Source organism: Nocardia sp. NPDC051570 (assembly GCF_044454005.1).
Classification (GTDB): domain Bacteria; phylum Actinomycetota; class Actinomycetes; order Mycobacteriales; family Mycobacteriaceae; genus Nocardia.
Genome location: NZ_JBITDI010000012.1, coordinates 209,864 through 234,436 on the forward strand (window position 1 = coordinate 209,864; position 24,573 = coordinate 234,436).

Below are 24,573 nucleotides of genomic sequence, written 5' to 3' on the forward strand. Positions count from 1 at the left end.
CCGAAAACCTTCAGGCACAACCCATGGACGATGCTCGCCCGCTACAAGGCCGAGCAGCCAATCACCTACACGAGAGCCGAGGCCGGCACCCTGCCCGCCGAAGTTCTCACCCCGCATGGCCGACGGCTTCTGGTCCGCCAGCTGGTCGCCGACGGAATGACCAATCGCGTGATCGCCGAGCACACGCGATGGAGCCTCTACACCACCGCACGCATCCGCGACTCTATCCACTTGCGCCCCAACATCGCCCGAACAGAATGCGAGGCCGCCTGATGGGCAACTGTCTTGTCATCGATGCTTTCTACCCCGCCCGCCTCCGTAACGCGGCCGAGAACGTCTCCATCGAGCTGTACCGCGACGGCATGTCCCGCGCCCATCTTGCCGGGCTCGTTCCGGGCTGCCGTCAAGCGTTCTGGCGGGGCTTCGCAGGCGTCTGCGACTACTTACCCGGAACCTCCGAAAGCGCTTGGGCACTGGCTGGTTTCGATGCAGCGGCCGTCGTCTATCGGATCGCATCGGAGTTCGGTGTCGACGAGGACGACCTACGCGGAGAGGTCGTGACCACTCATGCCTAGAGATTCCCGGCCGTTCATCACCATTACCGTGGACATGCCCCGCAACCCGAAGTTTGCCGGGCTGACCAAGGCACAGAAGTTCCTCGTCGTCGAGGCGTGGTGCCACTGCGGCGAATACCTCACCGACGGCGTCGTCGACCCCGCGACGTGGCGCGGGCTGGCGACCAAACGAGACCGTGACGCGGTCCTCGCGACCGGTGTCGCCATCGAGTTCCGGAAGGGCGAAATCGTCCGGATTCCGTCCGGATTCCATCCGGATTGCGACGCGATTCGCGCAGAATTCGAGTCCAGCTCGGGCAGAACCTTGCCGACAGATTGCGTGCTGTTCTTGGACTACCTCGACCACCAGCAGAGCCGCGCCGAAGTCGAGTCGAAGCGCGAACAACGCAGGTCAGCAGGCCGCAAAGGCGGCGAGGCCAAGGCCCGGAACGCTGCCAAACCTGGTAGCGCACGGCTAGCCAGTGCTACAGCAGACGCCTACCAAACGCCTAGCAAAAACGTGCCAGAAAAAGAAGTAGATAAAGAAGTACCTACTTACGTAGGTACTAAAAACACTCCATCGACCGCTGCGCGGCCGACGCCGACCGCGACCCTTCCACCGGGCTTCACCGAGTTCTGGACGACCTACCCGCGCCGCACCGACAAGGGCGGAGCCCGCCGGGCCTACGCCAAGGCAATCGCGAAGGCAACCCCCGAAGCGATCCTTGCCGGTGCCTCCCGGTTCGCGGCTGACCCCAACCTGCCCGAGCAGCAGTTCATCCCGCACCCGGCAACGTGGCTCAACGGCGAACGCTGGTCGGACGACCCGCTACCGCCCCGCTCCCAGCTCGGCCGGGCAGCCGCGGAGCGCCCCGTGATGTCGAACGGCCGCCAGCTCACTCCGGCCGAAATGAAGTTCGCCCAGGCCGAAGCGCTCAAGATCCACCCGAATCCCGAGATCCTGCGCGCCGCAGGCATTCCCGTTCCACCGACTACACGCGCAGACGACGCGTTGACCGGGTTCGGGACACCCCGCGCGATCACCGCCTGACCTGAGGAGGCAACGCATGGCCAGCGATCCCCGTGACACCGTGGTCGCGCTGCTCCAGCTCGCCCAGTCGTACGACTCCCGCCACATCGACTCCCTCATGGTCGATTCGTGGCTCGACGCCGCCCACCGTGCCCGCTGGACACCCGAGGCGGCGGCTGAGGCGGTCCGCGCCCATTACGCCGAACAGACCGAGCGAATCATGCCGGGACACGTCACGGCCCGAATCCGTTCAGCGGCAAAAGCTCCGGGATACGCGCCGGAGTATCGGCCAGAGCTACCGACGGCACGGCCAGCGACCGCGGAACAGCGTGCCGCCGCAAGGGCGCTGTTCGTGTCGAAGGTCCGAACGCACGAACCTCGGAAGCCGGTATCTCGCCGGAGACACGCCTCCGTGCCGCCGACCATGCCGGACTCCGGGAGCGGACCGGTTCGTGCGTTCTCGGGCGATCTGGGAGGGGTTTTCGGGTGGTTGCGATCGAACGGAAGCGAGTAGCGAGATGATTGTGGACGATCTGCGTGTGATGCGTTGGTGCGCAGCAGATCTCAACCAGGACCCGCCGCCCCGTCATCCTCGTTACCGCCTGAAGCCCGGCTCTCGCCGTCACAAAAACTGCCAACTCCGGCTACCCATGCTCCAGCACAGGCCGAACCACGCTCAATACCGCAGCACTGCTACTCCGCCCCTACGGGCCATCGTCCCGTCCGCCCTCGTATTGTGCTACTGCCGCCTTCGTCTACGGCCCTCTTGGACAAAAAACAGGAGCAGTGGAAGCAACAACCCCAACGCTATATCCTTGACCTCGACTCGATTCAGGGCAAAAAGGACAATGCTGAATACAATGCAGATTATCAGTAGGATAGTTGCCCAATGGTTTTTCATCGTCGTTCCCAGCCAGGTGCTGCGAACTTTCCATCCCAAAGTCTCCAAGCGTTGGTTCCGCGCCTTTCCGCGGCGCGCCAGCATAGTATCGTCGCGCAACCAATCCAGGCGTTCCTGGCCGGAGAACGGAGTCAGCGTGCGCGCATCGGAAATCGCCACAATGAACGGATAGACGTCCCATATCGATCTGGGTGCAGACCCGTCGACATTCGGCCAGTGGCCATCCGGAAGTTGCGTTCTTACGATTGTAGCGAGCGCATTGAACGCGGCGGGCGGAGTGCCCTCGGGATGCCTCATCAAAGCGGAGAACACATATGGCAGGCCATGATGCCAGATCTGACCGTGCCAAGTGACGGACCGGTCATCCACTATTCCGGTGATGTTGTAGCTTTCCACACGCGAAGCGTTGTCGAATATCGTCGTCGGATCAAGGTTGTCTATAAGCCATTCGTATCCATCGGCAACCGCATCGCTATATTGCCAATCGGTTAGGAGGCCGGTCAACTGCCGCAGAACCAGCAGACAGAAGGCAGTATGAACCACGGTCGGATCCGAAAGGTGGGACTCACCCCACGCTGTCGGCGCGGTACGCGATCGCTGGCGCAGCAGCCAGTCCACCGCCGGCCCAATGGAAGGCTCATGAGGATTTGCGGCATTCAGTGCCTGCAGAGCGAGGCCGGTGAGCCAGGTCCGTGGCGGTTGACCGTAGAACGAGCCCCAGCCTCCGCAGGGATCCTGATTGTTGAGAATCCATGCGACCGCGCGGCGGATATCGGGACCGGCGGCCAGGAGTTCCACCCTCGCTGTGCCGAGGAACCTGGTGACAACGGATGTAGCCTCCAGGACCGGGTGTCCGAAACTGGTATTGACGGCCCATCCACCGTCCGCTTTTATCTCCGTGCTAGCAACCTGCCGTGCTTTCAAGAATGTCAGTCCATCCTGCAGGAAAGGCGACGGAACCGTGCAGCGATAGAAGAGCTCCAGAGCGACAGCGGTAGCGGACGGGCCAGGATTCGGATCATCCAAGCGGTGGTACCACCCACTACCGTTCGGCGTTGTCCGGGAATGCGTCCCCCGCAGCAGCTCGAATGTTCTCTCGGTTGCACGGTCAAGGGAAGTCAGATCGAATCTAATGGTCACAGTAGTTGTTTTCGAGATTGTTTTTTGGCTACGGCGCTTATGATCGCGCTTGGTGCGTCGCTCTCGTAGGTGTCTATCGTCTCATCGATATTTAGAATGTTCCAGTCGCAAAGCATTTCATGCGTGTAGTCAACCGTGAAGAAATGTCGGACATGCCCCTTCCTCCGATACATCCTTTCCTCTATTTTGTCACCCAGTGCGTAGTAAGGATCATTGTCCGACTTCACCGTGAAGGCGAATACGCCGTTCCACTTCGTGGCCGAATAGATTTCCGAGAATAGCATTCTTGTTATCCGATCGGTGAAGTAATGGAGGGAGAGGTTGCAGAAGACGCCATCGAATTCCGCCATCTCAAAGGTTGGCAATTGTCCGTTTCGGATGTCGAAGCAGCAGAATGTCACATCAGCGCCCGCCGATTCTGCGTTACGTTTGGCTTTCCCTATTGCGATTGAGGAAAGGTCGAATGCATAGACCTTTGCGCCATTGTTTGCAAACCAAATCGAGTCGATCCCCTGGCCGCATCCGACATCGAGGATCGCCTTGCCTTCGATCGAGCCGAGTGAGCTGGCCAGCTGAGTGGCGAGTTCTTTTTGAGACCTGGTCCGGTTGCAGATATCTCGTTCGCTGTGCCATTCGTCCCAGATGTCAAGTTGCGACACGCCGTTGTGCGCGGTCATGTGCGACATGCTCCTTCGGTTGGGTGTCGATCCAGTTGTTCGTTCATGTTTCTATTTGTCCGTATTTCGGGCGTGACAGAATGCTTCGATGGTTTGTGTTATGAACTTGCCATTCGGATATGCGAGGTAGTCCCACTCGAACGGACGGCCGAGTGCTGCCGCGATGTGGCGGCGTACGATCTGCGATATCTGAGGATCAGGCATGAACTGTACGGCATTCCCGGGCTCCTGGTACATAACATATCCTCGCGGTTCGCGACCCGAGCCGATGAACTCCGCAAGCGATCGCAGGCTGCACCTAGGGCTGGTGTCGGCGAGTGTGGCAAGCGAAAAGATGCCCGGAATCATCTGGAGGTGTGCATGTGTGACGCATGCGGAGCGACGGATATCCTCCGAACAGGTACCGTGTTCGAACACTGTGGTCGGGCCGAACATAACCTCGACTCTTCTGAGTACCTGCGTTGCGAATACCGAAAAGTCATGTGCTCCATCGAATATTGTGCTTGTGGAGGTCCAGTGCCCTTCGGGTACAACCAGCACATGTCCGGGAGCAAGCGCTCCGAGAGCGGGGACTGCGTATCCAATACCCTTGCGCGACATCAGAACACGGTCGTGCCAGGGTAGGGTGGTGGCCGCCTGCGGCAGGATGCCGCACAGGAAGCAATCAAGCGTTGTCATATTCTGTTGCCCGTCTGCTCCATGCAACTATCTCGTCGATGCTCTGGCTACGGGTTTTCGCAATCGATGTGGCGTGATATCTGAGCCAGTACCGTTCCGCATAGCCGGTTGAGCCGACATACACAAAGACTGGGAGATTCAGCAGGCGAGCATATACGAGCTCGCAGGAACATCCGATGTAATTCCTGCTGGAGATGGTCATGTCCATAAGCACGACATCCGATTCCTCCAGCAATTCGAGGTCTCTCGATACCACGTGTTCGGCGACTCGATCCAACTCGGCGGAATGTGCTGTCGGGGCCGGGAGTGCTACCTCCGCAAAAGTATCCACGATGTCCATACCGACATGCTTCAGCTCTCGCCTGACGGTGTCTGCAAGATTTTCTACGTCCCGCCGGGCCTCGCCTTCCATTGCTCGTGCGAAGTACACCCGGAATGGTCGGTTTGCGGCTTCGGGTTGCGTGATGGCAGATGCGGAGGGCGCCGGTGGCGGCATAGGTATATCTTCCGTTGCTTGACATTGCTTCGCGAGGAGTCGGGCGTGGGGTGTAAATATTTGCGAATCGCTGCCGATTTGATGGCAGAGTTCCTGCATCGACGGTGTGCTGGCCTTCTGGACTCGTAATGTTTCCGGTGCTGCGGGCCGGCCGAGTCGATCGTTCTGTCCTGGTCTCTGGCGCACTGGTCCGCTGGCGTGCCGGGGCAGGGGATGTCGGCACGTCATGTGCGGGCATACTGGCGATCGTGCAGTTCGGGGTTCTCGGTTCGGTCGCGGTGTATCGGGCTGACGGAAGTCCGGTTGTGGTGGTCGGACCGGCTGGTTGCGAGCCCTCGTCGGGCCAATGAGAACTGCAGCACGTCAGCGGCTAGCACCGCGACCGGCCGATGTTGCGAGCCCTCGTAGGGCCGATGAGAACTCATTCACGTGGAGCGGCACCCCGACCAAGATTGTGTTGCGAGCCCTCGTAGGGCCGATAAGAACCACCGATCGCCGAGTCCATCGCTTTGTCGCCCATGGGGTTCGAGCCCTCGTAGAGCTGATGAGACCTGACTGTGTAGTTGAAAAAGAACGGAAATCAGTTCCTGCTGCAAGCCCTCGTCAGGTCGGAGACCGCGGCATCAACAGCTGTGTGACCGTCACCGAACTCTAGCCGCGAGCCCTCGTCAGGCAGCTGAGGGAGCACAAACGGGGACAACCACGTTGTACCGCAACGGGTTATGGTTGCGAACCCTCGTAATGCCGGTGAGAACGGCGTGTGGCCGGTCATGTCGGGCTACGGGGTCTCCGATACCGTTGCGAGCCCTCGTAGGGCCAATAGGAACGCAAGCCAGCCTCGGCGTCGAGGAGGCGGCGCATCAGCAGGTGTTGCGAGCCCTCGTAGGGCCAATGAGAACCCGCAAATGGGCATCGAGGTGGCTGACCCACCAGGTGTTGCGAACCCTCGAAGGGCCGATGATAAGCGAGCGCGCCCTGCGCGCGATGTGGAACACCTACCACCACAAGTTGCGAGCCCTCGAAGGGGCGATGAGAACTTGAGTCGATGGTGCTGCGGGCGCTGATCGGCGGCAAGTTGCGAACCCTCGTAGGGGCGATAAGAACGAGTCGGCGCGATCACCGCGTCGGCGGCCATCATGTCCGGTTGCGAGCCCTCGTAGGGTCAATAAGAACGTTTATCTCGGCACTCACCCCGAGGGTATCTACGAGTTGCGAGCCCTCATAGGGCCAATCAGAACGTGCTCGCGGTGCTGAAGGTCGGGCCGGACGAGGTGTTGCGAGCCCTTGCAAGGCCGATAAGAACACACAGGCAAGATCTACCGCTGGTCCGGCAGCCAATACATGTTGCGAGCCCTCGTAGGGCCAATAAGAACCCGGTGACGTAGCTGACCGATCCGCCCAGCACCGACTGGTTGCGAGCCCTCGTAGGGTCGATGAAAACCGCACCGATGGTATCCGGACCGGGAAGAAGTCCTCTCGTTGCGAGCCCTCGTAGGGCCGATGAAAACCGCCGAGGCGCATGTGCTGACCCTGCTGGCCCGCTACGAGTTGCGAGCCCTCGTAGGGGCCAATAAGAACGCCGGTCTGCTCGCGTGGGCCGTGAAACTGCTGTTCACGTTGCGAGCCCTCGTAGGGCCAATAAGAACTGCGGTCCGATCGGAGTGCTCGCGGGCATCCGACAGGTTGCGAGCCCTCGTAGGGGCGATGAGAACTCTCCGCCCGCATCCACGTCACCCCTGTCGACGGCACGCGAATACTGGATCTGGCACGCCGTTGACAACAACCCCCACCCAAGGGGTTGCAAGCCCTCGTAGGGCCGATAAGAACGCACGGGACAGGCCAGCGAATTCCTGCGGATCAATGAGTTGCGAACCCTCGTCGGGCCAATAAGAACACACAGGCAAGATCTACCGCTGGTCCGGCAGCCAATACGTGTTGAGAGCCCTCGTAGGGCCAATAAGAACCGTGTCGGCACTCTTTGAAATCCGGCCGGTGCGTGCCCAGCGGTGCACGGTGTTGCGAGCCCTCGTAGGGGCGATGAAGACATGTGACTGTCGGCGCGCTGCTGGTCCGCAATGACACGTTGCGAGCCCTCGTAGGGGCCAATAAGAACCATGTGCCTGGGCAGCGGTTACGCATTGTGGGAGGCGTTGCGAGCCCTCGTAGGGCTGATGAGAACCTACGCGGTATGACCGTGCAGCGGGCGTTCTGCGAGTTGGGAGCCCTCGTAGGGCCAATGAGGATCGAGTGGAAACAACCGCTGCCGGACTGGATTCCGATGTTGCGAGCCCTCGAAGGGCCGATGAGAACGCGACACCGCAACAGCGGCAAGCCATGGACGAAGTTGTTGCGAGCCCTCGGAGGGCCGATGAGACCTGGCTGTGTAGTTGAGAAAGAACGAGACCCAGTTGCTGCGGCGAGCCCTCGTCAGGACGATGAGAACTGACCGTCAATGACGCCCTGGCTCCGCCTGCGGGCCAGGCTGTTACGAGCCCTCGCAGGGCCAATAAGAACCTTGCAGTAAAACTGCTGATGAGGCGGGTACTTGGCCCGGGGGTTGACGCCGATTCTGCAGCGAACCGTTGGTAGTGCATGCAAGCTTGGCGTGTCGCTAATTGATCTTGCTTGAAGTGTCGTGCTGCTGGGTGATCCCAGATCACTCCTCCGGCTGATAGGTGCGGCTGTCGTGGATCTGGCCGAGGCCGGTCTCGGCGTCGTAGTCGGCGCGGATGATGTGGATTTTCAGTTTCCTGTCGTAGGTGCTGTTCCGGCGGGCGTGGTGCGGCAGGGGGATCAGGAATTGGCTGCCGAGCAGTCGCCCTGCTCTGACGTCGGACGTCGCAGTGAGAGCCTGCCTGTAAGCGATGAGGTCGCTGCCGAGGATGGCTTCGATGCCGTCGAAGAGTTCATCGAATGTGTCAGCCAATTTAGCGCGTGTGTCGTCGAAGGGCATGCTGAAACTGAGAAACACCTCTTGGAACTGTCGGCGGCTGCGCTCGACGGCAGCTTCCCACCTGTCGCCCCAATCAGATTGGTACAACTCGTCGAGCCAGCAGCCGAGTTGATGTTCGTCCAGCAGGACACCATCGTTAGCGGTCAGGATGTTCATCGTGAGTTCTGTGAGCCTGTGGTCGTAGACGCCGTCGGCCCACTCGTCAGCACCGTTATGCCGTGAACGGAATTGGGGGGTGTGCACGACGACGTCAGCAGGTGACCGGTCGGCTGTGCGGTTGATCCGGCCGAAGCGTTGAATCAGTGCGTCCAGTGGTGCGCCGGAGGTATGCAGAGCATCGAATGACACATCAAGGGAGACCTCAACGACTTGTGTGGCTACGAGTAGGCCGGGCTGGTACGGCTGGTCAGTGCCGAAGCGGTCGCGGATGCGCCGTTCGATCGCGGCACGGTCGCCGGTTTTGAACTGCGAATGCAGTAGCAGCGCGGCGTGGTCACCATGGAGTTCGCGTGCGAGAGGCGCCAGGGCGGAGTAGATAGCGCGGGCATCGTCCACATTGTTGGCCACCACGAGAACCGATTGCCCGGCGCGGAGTCGGTTTTCGATCTCGGCGAGCGACTGCGGTGCGGTCGGGTGCGGGTGGCGCAGACACAGCCGATGTCGTTGCGGCCACGGCTGATTGCCTGCTTCCACTACCGTCAGATCGCGCTCACCGAGCGCAATGGTGAGGAGCTTCTCGAGCCGGTGCGGAAGTGTTGCCGATACGACAGCAATGCGTCCGCCGATCGTCGTCCAGAACTCGATCATCGCGAGGATCATGCCGAGTCGCTGCGGTTCGTAGGCATGTAGCTCGTCGAGAATGAATACCGAGTTGGCCGAGTCGATGAGGACGGAGCTGCAGGCCGGGCCCGCGAGCGCTCCCCGCAGCAGCTGGTACGGGGTGCCCACGCGGACGAGTTCACGAAACAGCCGGGTCGCCGCCGCTCTCGAGACTGCCAGCTGCGCGGCGTCGGTGTCGTCGAGATCCTCACTGGCACACAGGGAACGCGAAAGGTGGTAGGTGGCGGCTTTCGAATGCACGACCCCGACCACATCGCTGTCGCCGAGTAGGTCCGCAAGTCGGTCGGTCATCGCGTTGATGGAGGCGAGATAGGGCAACAGGTAGAACACCCGAGGCTGGCCGCCGGTGGTCTGTTTCACCTGTTCGACTTGGGTTGTCGCCCACAGCAGCGCGGCTTCGGTTTTGCCGGATCCGGTCGGTGTGCGCACCAGCAGATGCTTGCCGACCGCGGCCGCTTCGCGTTGGTGGTGGCGCAACGGTTTTCCGGAGGTCTCCATGCTGGTGACCAGTTGCAGCGCGAATGCCGCTCCGAGGGGTTGCTCGGTTAGCAGGACACCGTGTGCGGAGGAGACGTGATCGGCGAAGGTGACCGCACCCTGCATCAGCACTGCGGTCCGGCACGAGATCGGGCCGGGATCGTCGTATTCCCACTCCTCGCGGATCGCTTCCAGCAGTTGATGACCGGCTTCTCCAACCCCGGCGGACGTGTCGGAGACGGCGTCGGTGAGGCGGGTGCCGGTCAGCACGCGAGCCAGCCAATCCCGCAGTGCTGCTGCGGCGGCGGGATCGACGGTTCCGAACCGCCGAGCGAACTGGACCGGATCGTCGTCTCGGTAGGTCGGCAGGATTGCCCATCCGGCGAGACCGGTCAGCGGCCGATGATGGGTGAGCACCCCGATGGCGACCCAGAGTTGTTCGTGCTGGGGCCATTTCGCGAGCAGGTCGGCGACGAACCCTAGCGAGTACACCTCATGCCGGTACCTCCATAGGGGCCCTGTGGCCGTGGCGACCATCAGTTGGAAGCCGTCGGCGACCTTTCCGGCGTCGTGTAACAGCGCCGCTACCAGTACCCAGGTCCAAAACCGTTCCGGCACCACCGCGATGCGGCCGACGCGCTGTTTGAGGAGTTCAGCCCCGACGAGCGTTGCGGCGAGGTGCTCGGTGAGCGCTTCACCGTGTGGCGCTCCTGGCCGGGGGCTCTTGGCGCGTAGCCGCTGCAGTTCGTTCATCGGGCTGCCGTGGTATCGAACTGGGCGGGGTGTAGTCCGGTCACCAGGGCCACGGCCTGACTGAATTCGTCGGTGCCCTCGGGGATCGTACTGAGGCCGGTGTCGATCTGGGTGTCGGATCCGGTTGCGGCGTACCGGTATCCATCCCAGCAGGTGCGGGCACGCTCGATGCTCACTGCGGTCGGTAGCCGTAGAAGCGTGCCCGCTCGGGTGAGATGTTCAGGCGTGATGGCAAAGCCTTGCCGGCCGGTCGAGTCGCTCAACTCGATGTGTCGAGTGCGGGCGGTGGCGAGGTCTTGGCTGCGGCCCAGTCGCAACGGCCACACCGGACGCCGCAACGTCTGCTCCCAAAAGTCCATGTCGTCGATCAGCCACACGGTCAGTTGAACGTGGGCAAGGAAGTCACGGTCTTTGGGGGTCGGTTGAGTCGTTCGGCCACGACCGTCGAGAGGGTGGTAGGTCTCAAGGTCCACACCACCCCCGGCTGCGGTGAACGAGGCACCGAAACGCAGGTCGAACGGCACCTGGTCCCAGCTTCCGGCCGCAGCAGCGAGCATGCCCCCGATCGTGGCGGGAGGCGGGCACGGCAATCCGACCTGCACTCCGGCATACAGCGGGTTGCGGAACGACGCTACCGCCGCCGTGACAGTCACTTCCAGTGCGGCAGTCACCGCGCCTGGTCCTCGAACCAGTCGTCGTGCTCGCCGGCTTCGATCTGTTTGGCCAAGCCGCGCAACAACACTCGCGGGTGGTCGAGCACAACTGTTCCAGCTGAGATCAGGTCGTCGAGTTCGGTGCGGATATGGTCACGTTGGTCGCCGAGGAATCCTGGTGCCCAGCCGAGAAAGACCGGGCCGTCGAGTTCGTCGGACCACGCGGTGATTTCCTCGCGCAGCACCTGCGGGTCGAACACTGTCTCCCGGTGCGGGTAGCCCTGGTCTTCGCGCACCGCCTGGGCGGTCAGGACACGGGTGAACGGATTGTTACCGCCTTTCAGTGGCGCCAGCAGCACCAGCGCTGGAGATCGTTCACCGTAGTGCAGGGCTTGCTTCGCGCCGCCGCGGACCTCCGTCAGCGTGTTCAGCAGTACCGACACGCGACGGCGCCGCTCCTCGATCGGCATCGCAATGCTCGCGATCCTCCGGAAGAGAGTCTTCTGTGCGCCCGCGGTTTCGGCTTCCTCCGCGGCAGCGGCGGTGAGATTGCGGCGCAACCCGCTGCCTTCCAACTGGAAAACCCCTGCACGCGGCAGATCCAGCAGGATGTCGCCAGCCAGTTGCGCGGTGTAGTGCTCATGCTCGTGAATGACCGGGTTTTCGTCGGCTCCGAACCCTCGACTCATCGTGCCGAAATCCCGGGTCGGCCGCTGCGGCGTCACCGACACCAGGGTGCCTGTCGCCAGAACCGTATCGCGTTGGTAGCTACCGCCTTTCAGCGCAACCATATAGCCGAACAGGTCGTCGTCCAGATACAGATCCGGGCGACCGGCGGTGTAGGCCTGCTGGTTGGCTCCCGACCCTGACCGCGTCACCGGCGAGACCGGGAGGTCATCGGGCAGGCTGTCGCGCAGCCATCGCCGGAACGCCTGCGCCGACACATACGGATGGAGATTACGTCCAATCCACATCTTTTTGACTTCACCAACGTTGCTGTCGCCGCGGCCATTGTTCGGCGCACCGGCGGTGATGTCCAGCGCGATCTTGCCCACCAGATAGGTCACTGCCGCTCCTCTACAAGAAGATTGTCGTCCTGGTCGTTCCGCTCAGTCGCCGCGTCGGCGAGCCAGCCTTGTTTCGCCAAGTGCTGCAGCACCGAAATGAACAGCAGATCACGGTGGAGCCGGACCCGATCACCTGGCTCAAACAGCAGCCGCCACTGTTCGGTGCTGACCAGCGGTTCGGACACCTCTCTCCGAAGCGTCCAGTCCACTGCTTGTTTCTTCAGCCACGTCTGCAGTTTGTTCGGTTCGGAATGCACATGCTCGAATTCCTTGAGCGTGCCGCGTTCCGGCCTGGTGCGCAGTAGCTGCCCGATCCGGTCACCGAGCTGTTCGATCTGGTCTATCTCACGCTGCGTCACGCCGAGCACCTCTCTCACGAACGACTGATACAAAGCCACGAGTTCAACCGTTTCCCCCGGCGGCCCACCCAAGGCATCGGTCAACCGGGCCAAATACGCGACCGCAGTGCCAGCCAAACGCTCGGGGAGATGAAACGCGTTGTAGGCCAGACGCACTGACCCGAGCGTCTTCGAAGTATGGTGTGCCCGAACCAGATACCGGAACCCGCTGCCCAGCTGGCCCGGATGCAAAGTCTCGCGCAGCCACTCCGCCAACGGCTGCTCGATGCTGTGCACATCCAATGCCTGTTGCTTGTTGGAGTTGCTGAACACATACAACTCCACCCCGGCCCGCATCGGATGTTCGTATCTGCGCAGCCCCTGTAGCGCTTCGACTTCCCGCGAGTACCGGCCCGTTGCAGTCGTGTCGCCAGTTGACATCAGCGCCTGTTGTCGAGTGCGGTGCACTTGCCGTCTCGTCATCCTGGCCAGCACATCATCATCCCAGCTGTGCAACGCTGCGGCCCGACCGCCCCGGATCGAACAGCCATACGGCAGAGCATGGAAGCTGGCTAAACAACCCACGCACAAAGCCATCCCCTCGTGCCCCGGCACGGTGGTATTGCGGTGCTCGACACTGGCGCCGAGGGGAACATCGACCTTGCCGTAAAATCCGCACGCGGCTACTCCGCACAACGCGCATGGAACATCCAGCACCGTGGCCGAGTAGCTGCGCCACCGCCCTATCTGTGTACGTCGCTCGGCAATGGACAACGACTTGCGGTTGGTGGTGTTCATCTTCGAGTTCGGCCACAACAGATAACTCGCCGAGAGCCAAAACGCTTGTGGAGCCTTCGTATCCGGCAGATCGGCTGTGGCTACTACATCAGCGGTCATGCGGCGGCATGCGTGCTTGAACTCCGCGGCCGTGAGCGATTCCGGCGACCGCTGCTGGTCTGCTACCCCAGCCAGGGCCAGCAGCGCGTATGCGCCGACCCGCTGCAACGGGTGTGCGGTCAACCGCACGCCGTGACCCGACGCGCTAGGTGCGGAATTCATGCAGCCACCCAGCCGAAGCCTGCCGAGTTGGCCTGGCCTAAACCCCAGTCTCGAATTGCATTCAGTACGAGTGGGTTTCCCTTCAGCTCGGCCTCGACCGAGGCGCCGAGCTTCAGCCCGTCCCCCACAGCGAATGACCGCTTCGGGCCCACCCAGCTGATCTGCTCCAACGACACATCGGGCGCAAGATCCAGGCTCTCGGCCTTACGGCGCAGGTTCTGTTCGAAGTAGTGGTGGAATTCCGGCTCGGTCGGCAGCACCCATGCTTGTCGCGTCGACCGCTCGCCTCCATCGTCGCGACCAGATCCCTTCATCACCACCGGAGTTCGTGTCCGCAACCGCGCCGAGCCTCTTTCGACCGCCGTCTCGACCAGCGAGATGCCGTGAACGCGTAGCGCGACACCGCCCCAGTCCAGTAGATCCCGCCCAGCCAAAGCTACCGACCACGCGGCCACCACTTCGGGAAGCGGACTACCCAGCTCCAGGTAGCCCCGACCGCCCGCGGCGTAAACGCCGCGCCGCTTCCTCGCCTGAGGGAAGACCGGGCCGGAGTACCCGAACGGCACCATCCCGTGCCGACCGAACCCCTGCTCATGAAGCCTGTCAGCTAACACCGGAGCAGCAGCTCTGAGTAACGTGTAGCAAACCGCCCGGCCGGGTTCGAGAACCCTCTTCCACGGAATCGCATGCGCCGATGTCGACACCCCAACTCGCAGCCTCACGGAACCTCCTATTCCCCAGGGCGAAGCGCTTGGGCAACCGTACCGACGGCCACCGACAAGTTGGCCGAAACGAGAACATGCGCTAGCTCTGAAACCCTCTGCGCAACTTCGCCTTAGACTAGATTGTCGGTCTGGCCATCCTCGCCACCGCTGACACCAGCTTCCGCCGGCAGCCGGCCAGCCTCGCCGGGCGCACGCAAGACTCGAGCATCGTCTCCCGCGTGATCGCCAGCCGCGACAACTGCTGCTCGGCGGCAGCCAACTGCTCGCGCAACTCGGCCATCTGCTCGCGCAACTCCTCAGCCCGCCCCCGGGCCACCGTCTCCCGCCGCTCCAGCTCCTCGAGCCACGACGTCATCACCGCCTCCGCCACCCCCGTAACCGACGATAGAAGCTGGCCGACCACCACAACAGCACGAACCGTGTTTCACCAGCTCAACACCTGATCAACAGTCACTGGAGACGAACCACTCTCTTGGAAAGAGCTTTTCGCGACACGTGTCGACACGCCGATCTATCGTGCAACAAACATATGCTGAACTGAGGTCGGGTGGCGGAGGCGAGGTTTGGGGATGCTGAACAAGGATGGGTTTGAGCGGGATATTCGAGCGCTGTCCGACGAGGAGGCGGTGTGCGCACTGTCGGTTTTGCTGGACGAGCGCGGACTGCGAGGGGCGGCGCAGCGACTGTCGTTGGAGGTCGACCAGGCGCAGGGGGCGATTGACATCCCCGTGGTGTCCGATGCCGATCTGGCTCGATGTGCTCTGGAGTACCTCGCGGACGCCGATCGCGGCACGGTGCAAGAAGCGGTGGACTATGCTCTCTCGCCTTCGGAACGCATTGATCCCGTGACTATTTCGGTAACAGCTATCGTTCTCGCGCTGCTTCAGACCGAGGTGGTGGTGAAGCGAGACGTACGCGGGCGATGGAGCTTGACCGTTCACAAGAAGGCCGTGCGCGAGTCCGCGCTCGGTCGCGTGCTGAGCGCGCTGTATTCGCGCATCGGTGGCGGACGACAATTAGGGGATTGAGAGGTCATTCAGGTGACGGTCTCCGCGAGGGCGCCCTACACGTGGCGCTGCGAGAAGTGTCATCAAGAACGTACGGTACCGGTGTGGCGTGTCATCGATGCACGCGAGCGTCCAGATGTGCTGAGCGAGGTGGGGTCGGGCCTATCGTGGGTGGACTGCCCCGCATGCACAGCTAGGACCTACATCGAGTCGCCGCTTCTGGTGATCCGCTTGGGTTCGCCCGAGCCGCTGCTTCTGGCAACACCCATGCCCGAACTTCTTCATGGTGGGCCAGGGCCCCAGACGAGCATCCTGCTGAAGGAAGCCGACCGTGCGGGCGCGTTCAATGGACATCCCGTGGTGCGGTCGCCGATTCCGCTGCCCCGCGAGCTGGTCGCGGTTGCGCTCTCGCGCGACCTCGACCGTGACGTCGCGGACCCCGAATCGGCGTGTCGCCAGTTGGCGGCGCAGGATGCGTCGGTGGCCGCGCACTACCGCGTCTTCCTCGACAACGTGGCCGTGGGCCGTGGGCTCGCTCGGATCGCGGAGTTGCTCTATGCCATTGTCGTGAGCCCGCCCGCGCAAGTGCTGGAGCTTATCGGTACACATCCAGAGCTGACGACTGGTACGACTGTGCGTGATGCGGGGGAAAGGGAACTTCGCGCCGCGGTGGGCAGCGAGGTCGAAGTCGGGTTGCGGATGCGGCAACGGTTGCTCGACGAGCTATGTGACGGACGCACCCCGCCTACCGTGGCGATTCAACGCCACTTCGCGGCCATTGAAGCGTACGGCCACGACCTGAGAACGCGGGCGTATGCCATGTATCGCGAGGCAGTGGATGCCGACGGACCCGAGGGCATTGCGCTGATGCGGGCGGCGCTGAGGTTTGCCGGGCAGGTGGGGGAGGAGCGGATCGAAACCGATCTCGCCGCCATGCTCGGTGAGCGTTTGACACTCGCGATCGGCGACGGGTCGCAGGCCGACCCGTCGGAAGCGGTGGCCGTGCTCGAACTGGCGCTGAGTCGGCTGCCGGAGGGCAGTGTGCAGTGGGCGTGGGCGGCCAACGTTCTTGCCGGTCTGATTCGCCTGCGCGGGGACGGCGATCGCGGCGAGGACTGGGAGAACGCGCGTAGGTTGTACGCCGCCGCGGCGCTTGTGGACCGTCAGGCCTACCCGGACATGTGGTCGATGATTCAAACCAACTACGGGTTGCATCTGGCCGAGCGGCCGGACCGTGACGCCGCGGACCTGACTGATGGCCTCGCGCATATCTCGGCAGGACTCGAAGAACGTTCTGCCGAACGCGACACGGTCAACTGGGCATACTCGATGATCAACTTGGGCATGCTGCTGGAGCGTCGCGGTGAGCCGGGCGACCTGTCCCGTGCAGAGCAGTGCTATCGGAATGCTCTCGCACATTTGAGCCCTGCCGACGAGACGCTGCTGTGGTTGCGGTTGCAATGCAATCTGGCCCGACGATTGTTGAGGCGCGATCGGCCCGACGTAGTGGGGGCGAAGAACGTGCTGACAGTGGCGCTTGGTCTGGCCACGACACGCCGGTGGATCGGCGAGACGGCCCATATCAAGCGGTTACTCGCCGAGGCCGAGGGACATATTCACGGATCGGGGAGCGCCGAGGGCCTTCGCCTTCACCGCGAGGCTCTGGCCGCGGCTCCGGCGCGGGTTTCGCCAGCGCTGCATCTCGACATCGCAGGGCAGTTGTTCGAGTTGTACGCATCGGCGGCCCGCTGGACCGAGGCCGCCGACGTGGCAGCGGACATGGTCGTCGCCATGGACGCCCTCTACGACGCGCAGGTGACCGTAGCCGGTCGACGCAGCGTGCTTGCCGAGGGGTCACGTCTTGCACGGTGGGCGGCCGTAGCGCTGGCTCGGGCCGGGCGCGGCGAACGTGCGATTGAAGCACTCGAACACGGGCTGGCCCGCGAGTTCTCGGTCATTGCGGGCCGTGATGCCGCCGAATTGGACGCTCTGGAACACCTCGATCCCACAATGGCCGCCCGGTACCGGCACGCGAACACTCGATACCGCACGTCGATCGCGGAGCCGGTCATGGCGCGCCCCCACGGAGTCGGCGATGCAATGGATGAACAGGCAAGAGCCGAACGCGATTTGCGGGCTGTAACCGACGAGATTCGCGCGATTCCCGGCTTCGAGGGTTTTCTGCGCACAGAGGAATGGGCCGATGTCGTGCGCGCTTGCGGTGGGGTGCCGCTGGTGTATTTGGCGAATGCACCAGGGGGCAGTTACGTCCTCGTCATCAATCCGGTGCCCGACAGTGCCGCGACGCCACCCACGGTACACGCAATCAGTGTCCCGGAGGTGACCAGTGAAACCATTGCTCACCAGCTCGTCGCGAACGCGAAAACCAGAACTCCAGGACTACTGATGTGGCAGGACGCCGGGGCGCTCACCCGCAGGCGTGAACTACCTGCCGCCCTGCGTGGTCTGGCCGCGTTGGCACCGCTGCTTCGCCCGGTCGCGGACCTGCTCGCGAACAATCCGCAGCGCGAAGTCGTCGTCATCCCAACAGGACTGCTCGCACTCGCTCCGCTGCACGCGGTGCCGATCGACGATGAGACAGTGCTCGATGACATCGGCACGGTCTTCGTCGCCCCATCCGCAGCGCTGTTCGCCGCTGCTCGTTCCAAGGCCGCACGTTCCGCGGAATCGCCGCCATGCCTGGTCGCCGTCGCCGATCCCGACGGCTCGCTGCCCGGCAGCCGCGCCGAACTCGCCGAGATCGTCGACATCTTCCAGACCGCCTTGTCGCCGAGCGCACGCACGTGGGTCGCAACGGGGCCCGAGGCCACGACCGGATGGGCCCTCGACCATTTCGGCGACGCATCCTACCTGCACCTCAGCTGTCACGGCAAAGCCAGCACCCTCGCCGGCGGTTCCTTGGCATTCGCCGAAGGTCATCTGGACATGGACAGCCTGGTGAAACATCAACTCCCAAGGTGTCGACTGGCAGTGGCCAGCGCTTGCCAGTCGGGCCACTACGAAGTGGTCCACGAGCCCGATCAGTTTCGTGGGCTCCCGGCAGGGTTCCTTGCCGCTGGCGCGGCCTGTGCGGTAACGAGTCTGTGGCAGGTCGACGACTGGGTGACCGCAATCCTGATGACTCGGTTCTATGAGTACGTACTGGCCGCCGGACTGCCTCCAGTTCCGGCCCTCCGACAGGCCCGGCTCTGGCTGCGCGGCCTGACATCGCAGGACCTTTTGCGGTATCTCACGTCGCACCCGCATCTGGCTGGGCTCGCGCAGCGATACGTCGATCCTGCGCAGGGCGCGTTGCATCCGTTCGCCTCGCCCGTCCATTGGGCAGCATTCACGGCATGGGGCATATGAATGCGCGGCTTCCTCGACCCTCGCCGATGGCGTCAGGCTGGCCAACCTGCGCGGCAGCGGGAGGTCCGCCGATTCAAACCCGCAACCGTTGCCCGTCGGATGGCCGTCGTGACCGGGTTCTATCGCACCTACGTCATCGACGGGGCCCTCAAGCACTCACCAGCCGAGTATGTTCGACGGCCTCGGGTGCCGAATGAGTCACCGACACTGGGACTTTCGCATCTTCAGTTCGAGTCCCTATTGACCGCAGCTCGCGACTCGACGAACATCCGATAGCCGATTATGTTGCGTTGACGCAGACCCTGTGAATCTCCGGCGCACCGGCATAACCTTGCTAATACAACGATGGCAACAGCTGCGGAGGCTTCCCCAGCTCACCAGTTCGTGATGGCGGGTCGATCGAGGTCGACGATGACGCGGGCAAAACCCTGGCAGTCAGGAAGATCAGCGGGGGCCACTGGGAGGTCCACAAAAGTGGTGTGCATATTCGACTGGAAGGTCGAAAATGTGCCGAATGACCTACAGGTCTACAAGGTCACGTTGCCAAACTAGCTGCCGCGGGCATTCTCCATAGAGGGCGCGCAGAAACCGATTTCTCTATTCTGGCCAGTCGGTGGTCGTTGATCCGTGCGGGTACGCGCCTACGGCCCGTACCCGCTCTCCGGTTCACTTCTTGTTGGCGAGGTATTTGTCCACGATCGCCTGCGGGACCCGGCCGCGATGCGAGACGGGTTCGCCCACTTCGATCGCCCATTTCCGGGCGGCCGACTGCGTCTCCTTGGCTACACCGTCCTTGGTGGCGGCGCCTCCCTGTCGGGTCCCTCTCGTGCTCCGAACGCGGCGCGCAGCGGCCGTGTACGGCTTCAACTTTCCGTAGAACTTGTCCTGGCCGCCTACTCCAAGATCGATCTCATAGTCGTTCCCGTCAATGGAAAACAGTACCGTCGGTTTCGGTACGATATCGGTGTCGATCCGTTCGCCAGTGAGGTCGTCGAACAACTCGATTTGAACCTTCTTTGCCATTGTTTCAGGTTAGCACCGATCGATGGTCACACAAATTATCAGAACGTTTTGTCCATGTTACTCGGCGGGGATATTTCCCGCTTTGCGCTCTACTGCGGGCTGGAACTTTCGTCCGTTACGATACGGACGGAGGGGGGCGGACGACGCAGCCGAGTAGCCTGCGCAACCCGGTCAGTTCTCGTAGCCAACATCGATAGGGAGACTGCCGCCCAGCCGCTCGCCGTCTGTGCGGTTGTGTCACGCTCCGTGTCGGTACCCGGGATGCTGCGGAACACCCTCAGCCACGGGATCGGGGGACACTCTGACGAATTGGACAAAGCGGTCATCGCTGCGCAGTTGCGTGCCCGAGCAGGATACGTTTGCGAAGCAAATCGAGCCTCTCCCTACCAAAGCACTGCCGTTTCAGATGCTTCAGTTTGGCATGTGGCAGGGGCATCTCAAGGTCAGCTGTTCAAACATGCCGGCCAGGCGAGCTGTTGGCGCTCTGCGATGATTTCTCGTCGGCGAGTGGCCATTGCCTGAGATGGGCTGTTGCCGGTCAGTATGGCGTGATGGAGGGCGGCGACGTCTTGAAGAGCCTGGCGTGCGCCGATGCCTGCGGCGGGTGTGATGGCGTGGTCGGCATCCCCGCAAAGGATTAGAGAGGTTCGCGGCGGTTTGGCAGTGGTGAGCGGGACGGTCCGGCTGTTGTAGAGGTGCACGGCTTGAGTGTTGTCGAGCATGGTGTCGATGAGGCGGGGAAGTGAGGGTATAGCAGCGTGGATGCTGCTGGCTTGGTCGGCGGCCGGCTGGTACCCGGTCTCGTTGAGTGGTATTGGCGGCTGGGTAATCCTGGCGAACCAGATCGCTGTTTGGTCGTTCCAGAAGTGCCCGAAGGTTCCGGTTGGGTTCCCGTCCGCGTTGGCGGGGCCGTCGATGAAGTGGAGGACGGACTTCTCCGTACTTGGGCGCACGGGATGGTCGGGGATGCCGAACATGAGGATCTGGCTTGCGTATTCGGCGCGGCGGTCCGGTTCGAGATGTGCGCGGGCGACCGAATCGATGCCATCGGCGGCGATGGTCAAGTCGTCGGCGGCGATGGTGGTGCTGGAGCTGGAGCTGGAGCTGATGAGCGTGGCGGTAGTGGGATCTACTGCGGTTATGGTTGTGTCGTAGTGGAATTCGGCCGAGGTGGTGCGGGCAAAGTCGGTGAGTACGTTCATCAAGTCCGGTCGGAAGTAGAGACGATGCCCGTTGCTCGGCCATGCTTCGATGTGATCGGGTCGGGATTCGAAGCGGAGGCCGGTAAGCGGGTGGGAAATCGCGTGGAGACGGTCGATCGAGACACCGAGTCCGGCCAGGATTTCGTGGCTGCGACTTTCGAGTACGAGGAATGCACCACTGCCAACTGTGGGTCGGCGTTCGTAGACGGTGACCGCGCGGCCGTGGCGAGCCAGCGCGCCTGCCAGGACTGTGCCAGCGATTCCGCCGCCAATCACGGTGACCACTGTATTACCTCTTTCGGGCCAGATGGGTGTAGCTGTGGGCGAACTCGGTGCTCGCGAGGGAGCCTGGTCATCGTTCGGCGAGAATTGTGGTGACGAGGCGTTTCTCGATCCTGCGCGGCACTACAAACTTCGATGGATGGTCGGCTTCGCGTCAGGTGATCATGCGGGCAAAAGCACCCAGATCCCGGCGTCCGGGACGGAGGGTCCTGTCGGATGCCGATGTGCAACCCGTCCTCCAACTGACAAGGCACGCTGCCGCTCTTCTGGCCGGTCCCATGAAGCATGAAAGACATTGGAACACAAGCAAGATCGCGATCGCCAGCTCAGCATGTTCATCACCGGACATGACTTCGGATCGGCCTTCACTACGCATGCGTTATCGACATCCTGACCTGACCAAGGATCGCTGCCCATCACAGCCGTCTGAAAGTTGGAGCGTGTTGACGGGGGTCAGCCCACCAGCAACGTCGGAGCCTCGCAAACGGCCTCAGGTCGGTGAGACGAGCAATGGGCTGCGTTGTCTTGCTGATCCTGAGGCAATCCGAGTCGGCGCATGCTTCGAGCGCGGCGTCTTACGTTGAGCGCCAGGAGCCGACGGAGCGTAATGGCCTTCGCCTTCCTCACCGTCGGCGACCCGCTCGCTTTGCGTCGCGGACACGCATCGGTGAAGCTTGCGCCATGACAAGGGATCAGGCCGGCCGACTCATTGGCGGTGTATTCGGACTGGTGTTCATCGAGGTGAACGCCGGTGCCCTGCCGTTGATCATCGGTGTTGCCCTGCGGGTGCTCGCGATCGCCGTGTTCCTTGGGCTGTTGGTCGTGCTGCGGCGTACTCGCGTTCTTCGGCCGCCGGTCTCCGTGTCAGGAACGAACTTCGGACGACGCTACTGGATTGTGGTGGCCATCGAGGCGGTCGTCGGACTGGCAGGGATCGCTGTCATCAATGGGTTGCTGCACACTCCCCGAGCAACCGTGGCCTGGATCGCGCTCGTGGTCGGGCTGCACTTCTTCGGGCTCGCCACCGTTTGGCGGCAACCAGCGTTTCGCTGGCTCGGCACAGCGATGGCAGCATGCGGCGCCGTGGGCTTGATCCTGGCCACCTACGGATGCTCCGAAACAACCATCGCTGCGATCGCCGGGGTCGCCCCCGGAACTCTGCTGCTCGGCTCCACCTGGTGGGGCATCCACCGCGCTGATGGCCGCGCAACGCCTTGAGCCAGCCCGACCCTCCCACCGCTCCCGCGCTGTTCGTTCTCACCGAACTCGACGCAGATTCTCACGTATCTGACGCAACCTGAGACCTGTCCGGGCGCTGCGGCCGGGGGCCGGTCGTAATCGTGAGATATGTTGTGCCAGTGGGGGTGTGGCCGAACGGATTTCGACCGGCTCGCCGACCCCAGATCCACACCCCTCATGTCAGTGCGTATCAACGAGCACTGGTGCGGGGCGCGCGGTGGGAGTCGGCCGATCCGGCGCTAACGGCGGGCGAGCGCGTTGATCGTGTCGGAGTGGCGGTTACCCAAGTATTTCGTGGCGGTCGCCTCGTCGAGGTCCATGGTGGCTGTTGCCACGGTGATCACGACGAACTGCCGGTGGCTTTCGTCCTTCCATTTGCTGGTGGCGAAGTTGTCGATGAAGGTGCCCTGCCGCAGCTTCAGATCTGCGGCGGTGAGTTGGCCGACCGCCTCGGACGCCGCGCGCGCGTCGGGCATGGCCAGAATGAACTGGGTCAACATCAGGCAGCCGCCCTCGGCCCGATATACCAACTCCGCAGCGTATTGGCAGCCGCGATCGGCAAGTTTGCCCGTCTGGTCGATCGCGCGACAGTCCGGGTAGTCACGACCGCCGACCCAGTCGGCGTGCAGGGTGGCCGCACCGAGTGTGAAATCCCAGTTCTTGTTGCCGTATTCGGTGTACCTCAGCCGCTCGGAGGGCTGAGCCAGCGGTACGACCGGCGGTTCGGTGGTGGTCGCCGGGGCGAGCGCGGATGCGCTCGCATCCGCTTGCGAATCGGATTTATCGCGATTCATGACAACGCTCGCGGTGACACCCAGCACGGCAGCTACGGCAAGCATCGCGGCGATGATCCACCCAGTACCGGAGGACTTCGGCCGCTTCGGCGGCGGCTCCTGGCTCGGCGCACCGGGATACTTCGCCGGATAAGCCCCAGGCGTATTCCACCGGGGCGACCCGCTCGAATACCGCTTCGGCTGAGACGGATAGCCGCCTTCCCGCGGCTGCGGCCACCATGGTTCCTGCCGTGCTGGCAGTTGCCCGGAGTCCCGTGGTGGTTGCCCTCGATCGTGCGGATTCATCTTCGGCCACCTCTTACTTCCACATCCGCGCCCAACCAGACCAGACGGTACCGTGTTTGACGTATTTGGGCCGGATACGGTGTACGCCGTGACGTTTCCGCCATCGGTGCTGGCAGTGGTCCTGACGGGGCCGCCAGCCGCGGGGCCCGTTAACGACCCTGCGTCAGATATATGAGAAAAACCCAGGATGCGTCGGATTCGCAAGAATCTGCGCCAACTCCGATGAGAACGAACACGCGCTGCAGAAACTACATGAGACGACGCGCCAGATACCTCAGATGAGTGAGACTGCCTCGACATCAACGAGACAGGACATCCCCGCCAACGGCGTAAGTTTGGAAGGGAATCCCGACGATCCACAGGTGACCACATCGGTGATCTGTGACGTCGTCTGTCGGTGAATCTTGACGGCGCCTGTGCTATGCCGATGTTCGTGTCGGTGAATGAGGTGATACTGCTCGCGGCGGAAGGCTTCTCGTGCTTCGCAGTGCCTCGTTGGAAGTCGGTCGTTGTTGCCTCGTGTGTCGAAGGAGCTGTATGCCGCCATCCGTCGGGACACGCGTGCGGGGATGCCTGGGCGCCGACTGCGAGGACGACCTGGGTCATGCCGGAGATGGTCAACCGGCCGCGCTGCCCGATCCACAGCGGGCCGGGCTGGTTGTCGCGGACCTTGATCCATGCCGCCAGCCGCTGCCGCGCCACCGCGGGCAGGGTGACGTCGTGGACTTCGTCACCCTTGCCGCACAGGCGGATTCGGCCGGTGCATGCGGTGATGGCCACGTCCTCGAGGTCGAGCGCCGCGCACTCCTCCACTCGGGCGCGGGTATAGAGCAGCGCGGCGATGATCGCGGCGTCGCGGGCGCTACGGCGCAGCGAGACAGTGTGATGTGTGCCCGTCACCTTGATCGCGGTCGGCACTCACCTTCCAGTCTTCGGGATCAGTGATCGTTGGTTTCGACTGCCGCCGCTGCCATCCGCTCCACCCGGCAGCCGCGGCTCGCTCGGCGACGGATCGACTCCACTCCCACATG

Annotated in this window: 21 protein-coding genes and 1 pseudogene; 9 read left to right on the top strand and 13 right to left on the bottom strand. The window is 62.8% G+C overall.

The window, feature by feature from the left end; genetic code table 11:
• Positions 1–30: 30 nt before the first annotated feature.
• The 4 genes from ACIA76_RS28795 to ACIA76_RS28810 are packed head-to-tail and all read left to right on the top strand — an operon-like array spanning position 31 to position 2,098.
• The gene (locus tag ACIA76_RS28795; RefSeq protein WP_397156043.1) at positions 31–273 is read left to right on the top strand and encodes a hypothetical protein; all 243 of its coding nucleotides are present in this window, start codon (positions 31–33) and stop codon (positions 271–273) included.
• Positions 273–575, top strand: a complete 303-nt coding sequence (locus ACIA76_RS28800) for a hypothetical protein (RefSeq protein WP_397156045.1) — start codon at positions 273–275, stop codon at positions 573–575. Before ACIA76_RS28795 ends, ACIA76_RS28800 begins: the two co-directional genes overlap by 1 nt.
• A gap of 28 nt (positions 576–603) precedes the next feature.
• A complete protein-coding gene (locus ACIA76_RS28805; protein ID WP_397156047.1) occupies positions 604–1,605 on the top strand; it encodes a hypothetical protein in 1,002 nt (333 codons plus the stop codon).
• 16 nt (positions 1,606–1,621) lie between these two features.
• Positions 1,622–2,098, top strand: a complete 477-nt coding sequence (locus tag ACIA76_RS28810; RefSeq protein ID WP_397156049.1) for a hypothetical protein — start codon at positions 1,622–1,624, stop codon at positions 2,096–2,098.
• A 225-nt stretch (positions 2,099–2,323) separates the two neighbouring features.
• Here the strand turns inward: ACIA76_RS28810 and ACIA76_RS28815 are convergent, their stop codons facing one another.
• From ACIA76_RS28815 to ACIA76_RS28860, 10 genes are all read right to left on the bottom strand, one after another.
• Positions 2,324–3,511, bottom strand: a complete 1,188-nt coding sequence (locus ACIA76_RS28815; protein WP_397156051.1) for a prenyltransferase/squalene oxidase repeat-containing protein — start codon at positions 3,509–3,511, stop codon at positions 2,324–2,326.
• Between the two features lie 110 nt (positions 3,512–3,621).
• Positions 3,622–4,302: a class I SAM-dependent methyltransferase gene (locus ACIA76_RS28820; RefSeq protein WP_397156053.1), complete on the bottom strand. Its 681-nt coding sequence runs from the start codon at positions 4,300–4,302 to the stop codon at positions 3,622–3,624.
• A gap of 51 nt (positions 4,303–4,353) precedes the next feature.
• Positions 4,354–4,980, bottom strand: a complete 627-nt coding sequence (locus ACIA76_RS28825; RefSeq protein ID WP_397156055.1) for a hypothetical protein — start codon at positions 4,978–4,980, stop codon at positions 4,354–4,356.
• Positions 4,967–5,392 (bottom strand): hypothetical protein, encoded by a 426-nt coding sequence (locus tag ACIA76_RS28830; RefSeq protein ID WP_397156056.1) that lies wholly within the window; start codon positions 5,390–5,392, stop codon positions 4,967–4,969. Before ACIA76_RS28830 ends, ACIA76_RS28825 begins: the two co-directional genes overlap by 14 nt.
• Positions 5,393–8,132: 2,740 nt before the next feature.
• Positions 8,133–10,499 carry a CRISPR-associated helicase Cas3' gene (gene cas3 / locus ACIA76_RS28835; RefSeq protein WP_397156058.1) on the bottom strand — a complete coding sequence of 789 codons (2,367 nt, stop codon included), beginning with the start codon at positions 10,497–10,499 and terminating at the stop codon, positions 8,133–8,135.
• Positions 10,496–11,170: a CRISPR-associated protein Cas5 gene (gene cas5, locus ACIA76_RS28840; RefSeq protein WP_397156060.1), complete on the bottom strand. Its 675-nt coding sequence runs from the start codon at positions 11,168–11,170 to the stop codon at positions 10,496–10,498. Before cas5 ends, cas3 begins: the two co-directional genes overlap by 4 nt.
• Positions 11,167–12,219, bottom strand: coding sequence for a type I-B CRISPR-associated protein Cas7/Cst2/DevR (gene cas7i / locus ACIA76_RS28845; protein ID WP_397156062.1), 1,053 nt, complete (start codon positions 12,217–12,219; stop codon positions 11,167–11,169). The genes cas5 and cas7i overlap by 4 nt, the downstream gene beginning before the upstream one ends.
• On the bottom strand, positions 12,216–13,616 hold the full coding sequence (locus ACIA76_RS28850; protein ID WP_397156064.1) for a hypothetical protein: 1,401 nt from the start codon (positions 13,614–13,616) through the stop codon (positions 12,216–12,218). The genes cas7i and ACIA76_RS28850 overlap by 4 nt, the downstream gene beginning before the upstream one ends.
• Complete coding sequence (locus ACIA76_RS28855) at positions 13,613–14,338, bottom strand: CRISPR-associated endoribonuclease Cas6 (RefSeq protein WP_397156066.1); 726 nt, start codon at positions 14,336–14,338, stop codon at positions 13,613–13,615. The genes ACIA76_RS28850 and ACIA76_RS28855 overlap by 4 nt, the downstream gene beginning before the upstream one ends.
• A 118-nt stretch (positions 14,339–14,456) precedes the next feature.
• Complete coding sequence (locus ACIA76_RS28860; RefSeq protein WP_397156068.1) at positions 14,457–14,696, bottom strand: hypothetical protein; 240 nt, start codon at positions 14,694–14,696, stop codon at positions 14,457–14,459.
• A gap of 214 nt (positions 14,697–14,910) precedes the next feature.
• Here ACIA76_RS28860 and ACIA76_RS28865 point away from each other — a divergent pair, with 214 nt between their 5' ends.
• The 3 genes and pseudogenes from ACIA76_RS28865 (at position 14,911) to ACIA76_RS28875 (ending at position 18,717) form a co-directional block, all read left to right on the top strand.
• Positions 14,911–15,369, top strand: a complete 459-nt coding sequence (locus ACIA76_RS28865) for a hypothetical protein (RefSeq protein ID WP_397156069.1) — start codon at positions 14,911–14,913, stop codon at positions 15,367–15,369.
• Between the two features lie 12 nt (positions 15,370–15,381).
• A pseudogene (locus ACIA76_RS28870) lies at positions 15,382–15,567 on the top strand (CpXC domain-containing protein); the annotation flags it as partial.
• 12 nt (positions 15,568–15,579) lie between these two features.
• On the top strand, positions 15,580–18,717 hold the full coding sequence (locus tag ACIA76_RS28875) for a CHAT domain-containing protein (RefSeq protein WP_397156164.1): 3,138 nt from the start codon (positions 15,580–15,582) through the stop codon (positions 18,715–18,717).
• A 666-nt stretch (positions 18,718–19,383) separates the two neighbouring features.
• Here the strand turns inward: ACIA76_RS28875 and ACIA76_RS28880 are convergent.
• Both ACIA76_RS28880 and ACIA76_RS28885 read right to left on the bottom strand, forming a co-directional pair.
• Entirely contained in the window at positions 19,384–19,740 is a 357-nt protein-coding gene (locus tag ACIA76_RS28880; protein ID WP_397156071.1) for an Lsr2 family protein, read from the bottom strand.
• A gap of 443 nt (positions 19,741–20,183) precedes the next feature.
• On the bottom strand, positions 20,184–21,227 hold the full coding sequence (locus tag ACIA76_RS28885; protein ID WP_397156073.1) for an FAD-dependent oxidoreductase: 1,044 nt from the start codon (positions 21,225–21,227) through the stop codon (positions 20,184–20,186).
• 678 nt (positions 21,228–21,905) lie between these two features.
• Between ACIA76_RS28885 and ACIA76_RS28890 the strand changes: the two genes are divergently transcribed.
• On the top strand, positions 21,906–22,442 hold the full coding sequence (locus ACIA76_RS28890; RefSeq protein ID WP_397156075.1) for a hypothetical protein: 537 nt from the start codon (positions 21,906–21,908) through the stop codon (positions 22,440–22,442).
• Positions 22,443–22,702: 260 nt separating this feature from the next.
• Here the strand turns inward: ACIA76_RS28890 and ACIA76_RS28895 are convergent, their stop codons facing one another.
• A complete protein-coding gene (locus tag ACIA76_RS28895; RefSeq protein ID WP_397156077.1) occupies positions 22,703–23,302 on the bottom strand; it encodes a hypothetical protein in 600 nt (199 codons plus the stop codon).
• A gap of 777 nt (positions 23,303–24,079) precedes the next feature.
• Between ACIA76_RS28895 and ACIA76_RS28900 the strand changes: the two genes are divergently transcribed.
• Complete coding sequence (locus tag ACIA76_RS28900) at positions 24,080–24,487, top strand: hypothetical protein (protein ID WP_397156079.1); 408 nt, start codon at positions 24,080–24,082, stop codon at positions 24,485–24,487.
• The last annotated feature ends 86 nt before the right edge of the window (positions 24,488–24,573 follow it).

Bases quoted from the DNA above. Each gene is read 5' to 3' on its own strand.
- ACIA76_RS28795 (WP_397156043.1), top strand. From the start codon at position 31: ATGCTCGCCCGCTACAAGGCCGAGCAGCCAATCACCTACACGAGAGCC.
- ACIA76_RS28800 (WP_397156045.1), top strand. From the start codon at position 273: ATGGGCAACTGTCTTGTCATCGATGCTTTCTACCCCGCCCGCCTCCGT.
- ACIA76_RS28810 (WP_397156049.1), top strand. From the start codon at position 1,622: ATGGCCAGCGATCCCCGTGACACCGTGGTCGCGCTGCTCCAGCTCGCC.
- ACIA76_RS28820 (WP_397156053.1), bottom strand. From the start codon at position 4,302: ATGACCGCGCACAACGGCGTGTCGCAACTTGACATCTGGGACGAATGG.
- ACIA76_RS28825 (WP_397156055.1), bottom strand. From the start codon at position 4,980: ATGACAACGCTTGATTGCTTCCTGTGCGGCATCCTGCCGCAGGCGGCC.
- ACIA76_RS28830 (WP_397156056.1), bottom strand. From the start codon at position 5,392: ATGGAAGGCGAGGCCCGGCGGGACGTAGAAAATCTTGCAGACACCGTC.
- cas3 (WP_397156058.1), bottom strand. From the start codon at position 10,499: ATGAACGAACTGCAGCGGCTACGCGCCAAGAGCCCCCGGCCAGGAGCG.
- ACIA76_RS28850 (WP_397156064.1), bottom strand. From the start codon at position 13,616: ATGAATTCCGCACCTAGCGCGTCGGGTCACGGCGTGCGGTTGACCGCA.
- ACIA76_RS28860 (WP_397156068.1), bottom strand. From the start codon at position 14,696: ATGACGTCGTGGCTCGAGGAGCTGGAGCGGCGGGAGACGGTGGCCCGG.
- ACIA76_RS28865 (WP_397156069.1), top strand. From the start codon at position 14,911: ATGCTGAACAAGGATGGGTTTGAGCGGGATATTCGAGCGCTGTCCGAC.
- ACIA76_RS28880 (WP_397156071.1), bottom strand. From the start codon at position 19,740: ATGGCAAAGAAGGTTCAAATCGAGTTGTTCGACGACCTCACTGGCGAA.
- ACIA76_RS28890 (WP_397156075.1), top strand. From the start codon at position 21,906: ATGACAAGGGATCAGGCCGGCCGACTCATTGGCGGTGTATTCGGACTG.
- ACIA76_RS28895 (WP_397156077.1), bottom strand. From the start codon at position 23,302: ATGCTTGCCGTAGCTGCCGTGCTGGGTGTCACCGCGAGCGTTGTCATG.
- ACIA76_RS28900 (WP_397156079.1), top strand. From the start codon at position 24,080: ATGCCGCCATCCGTCGGGACACGCGTGCGGGGATGCCTGGGCGCCGAC.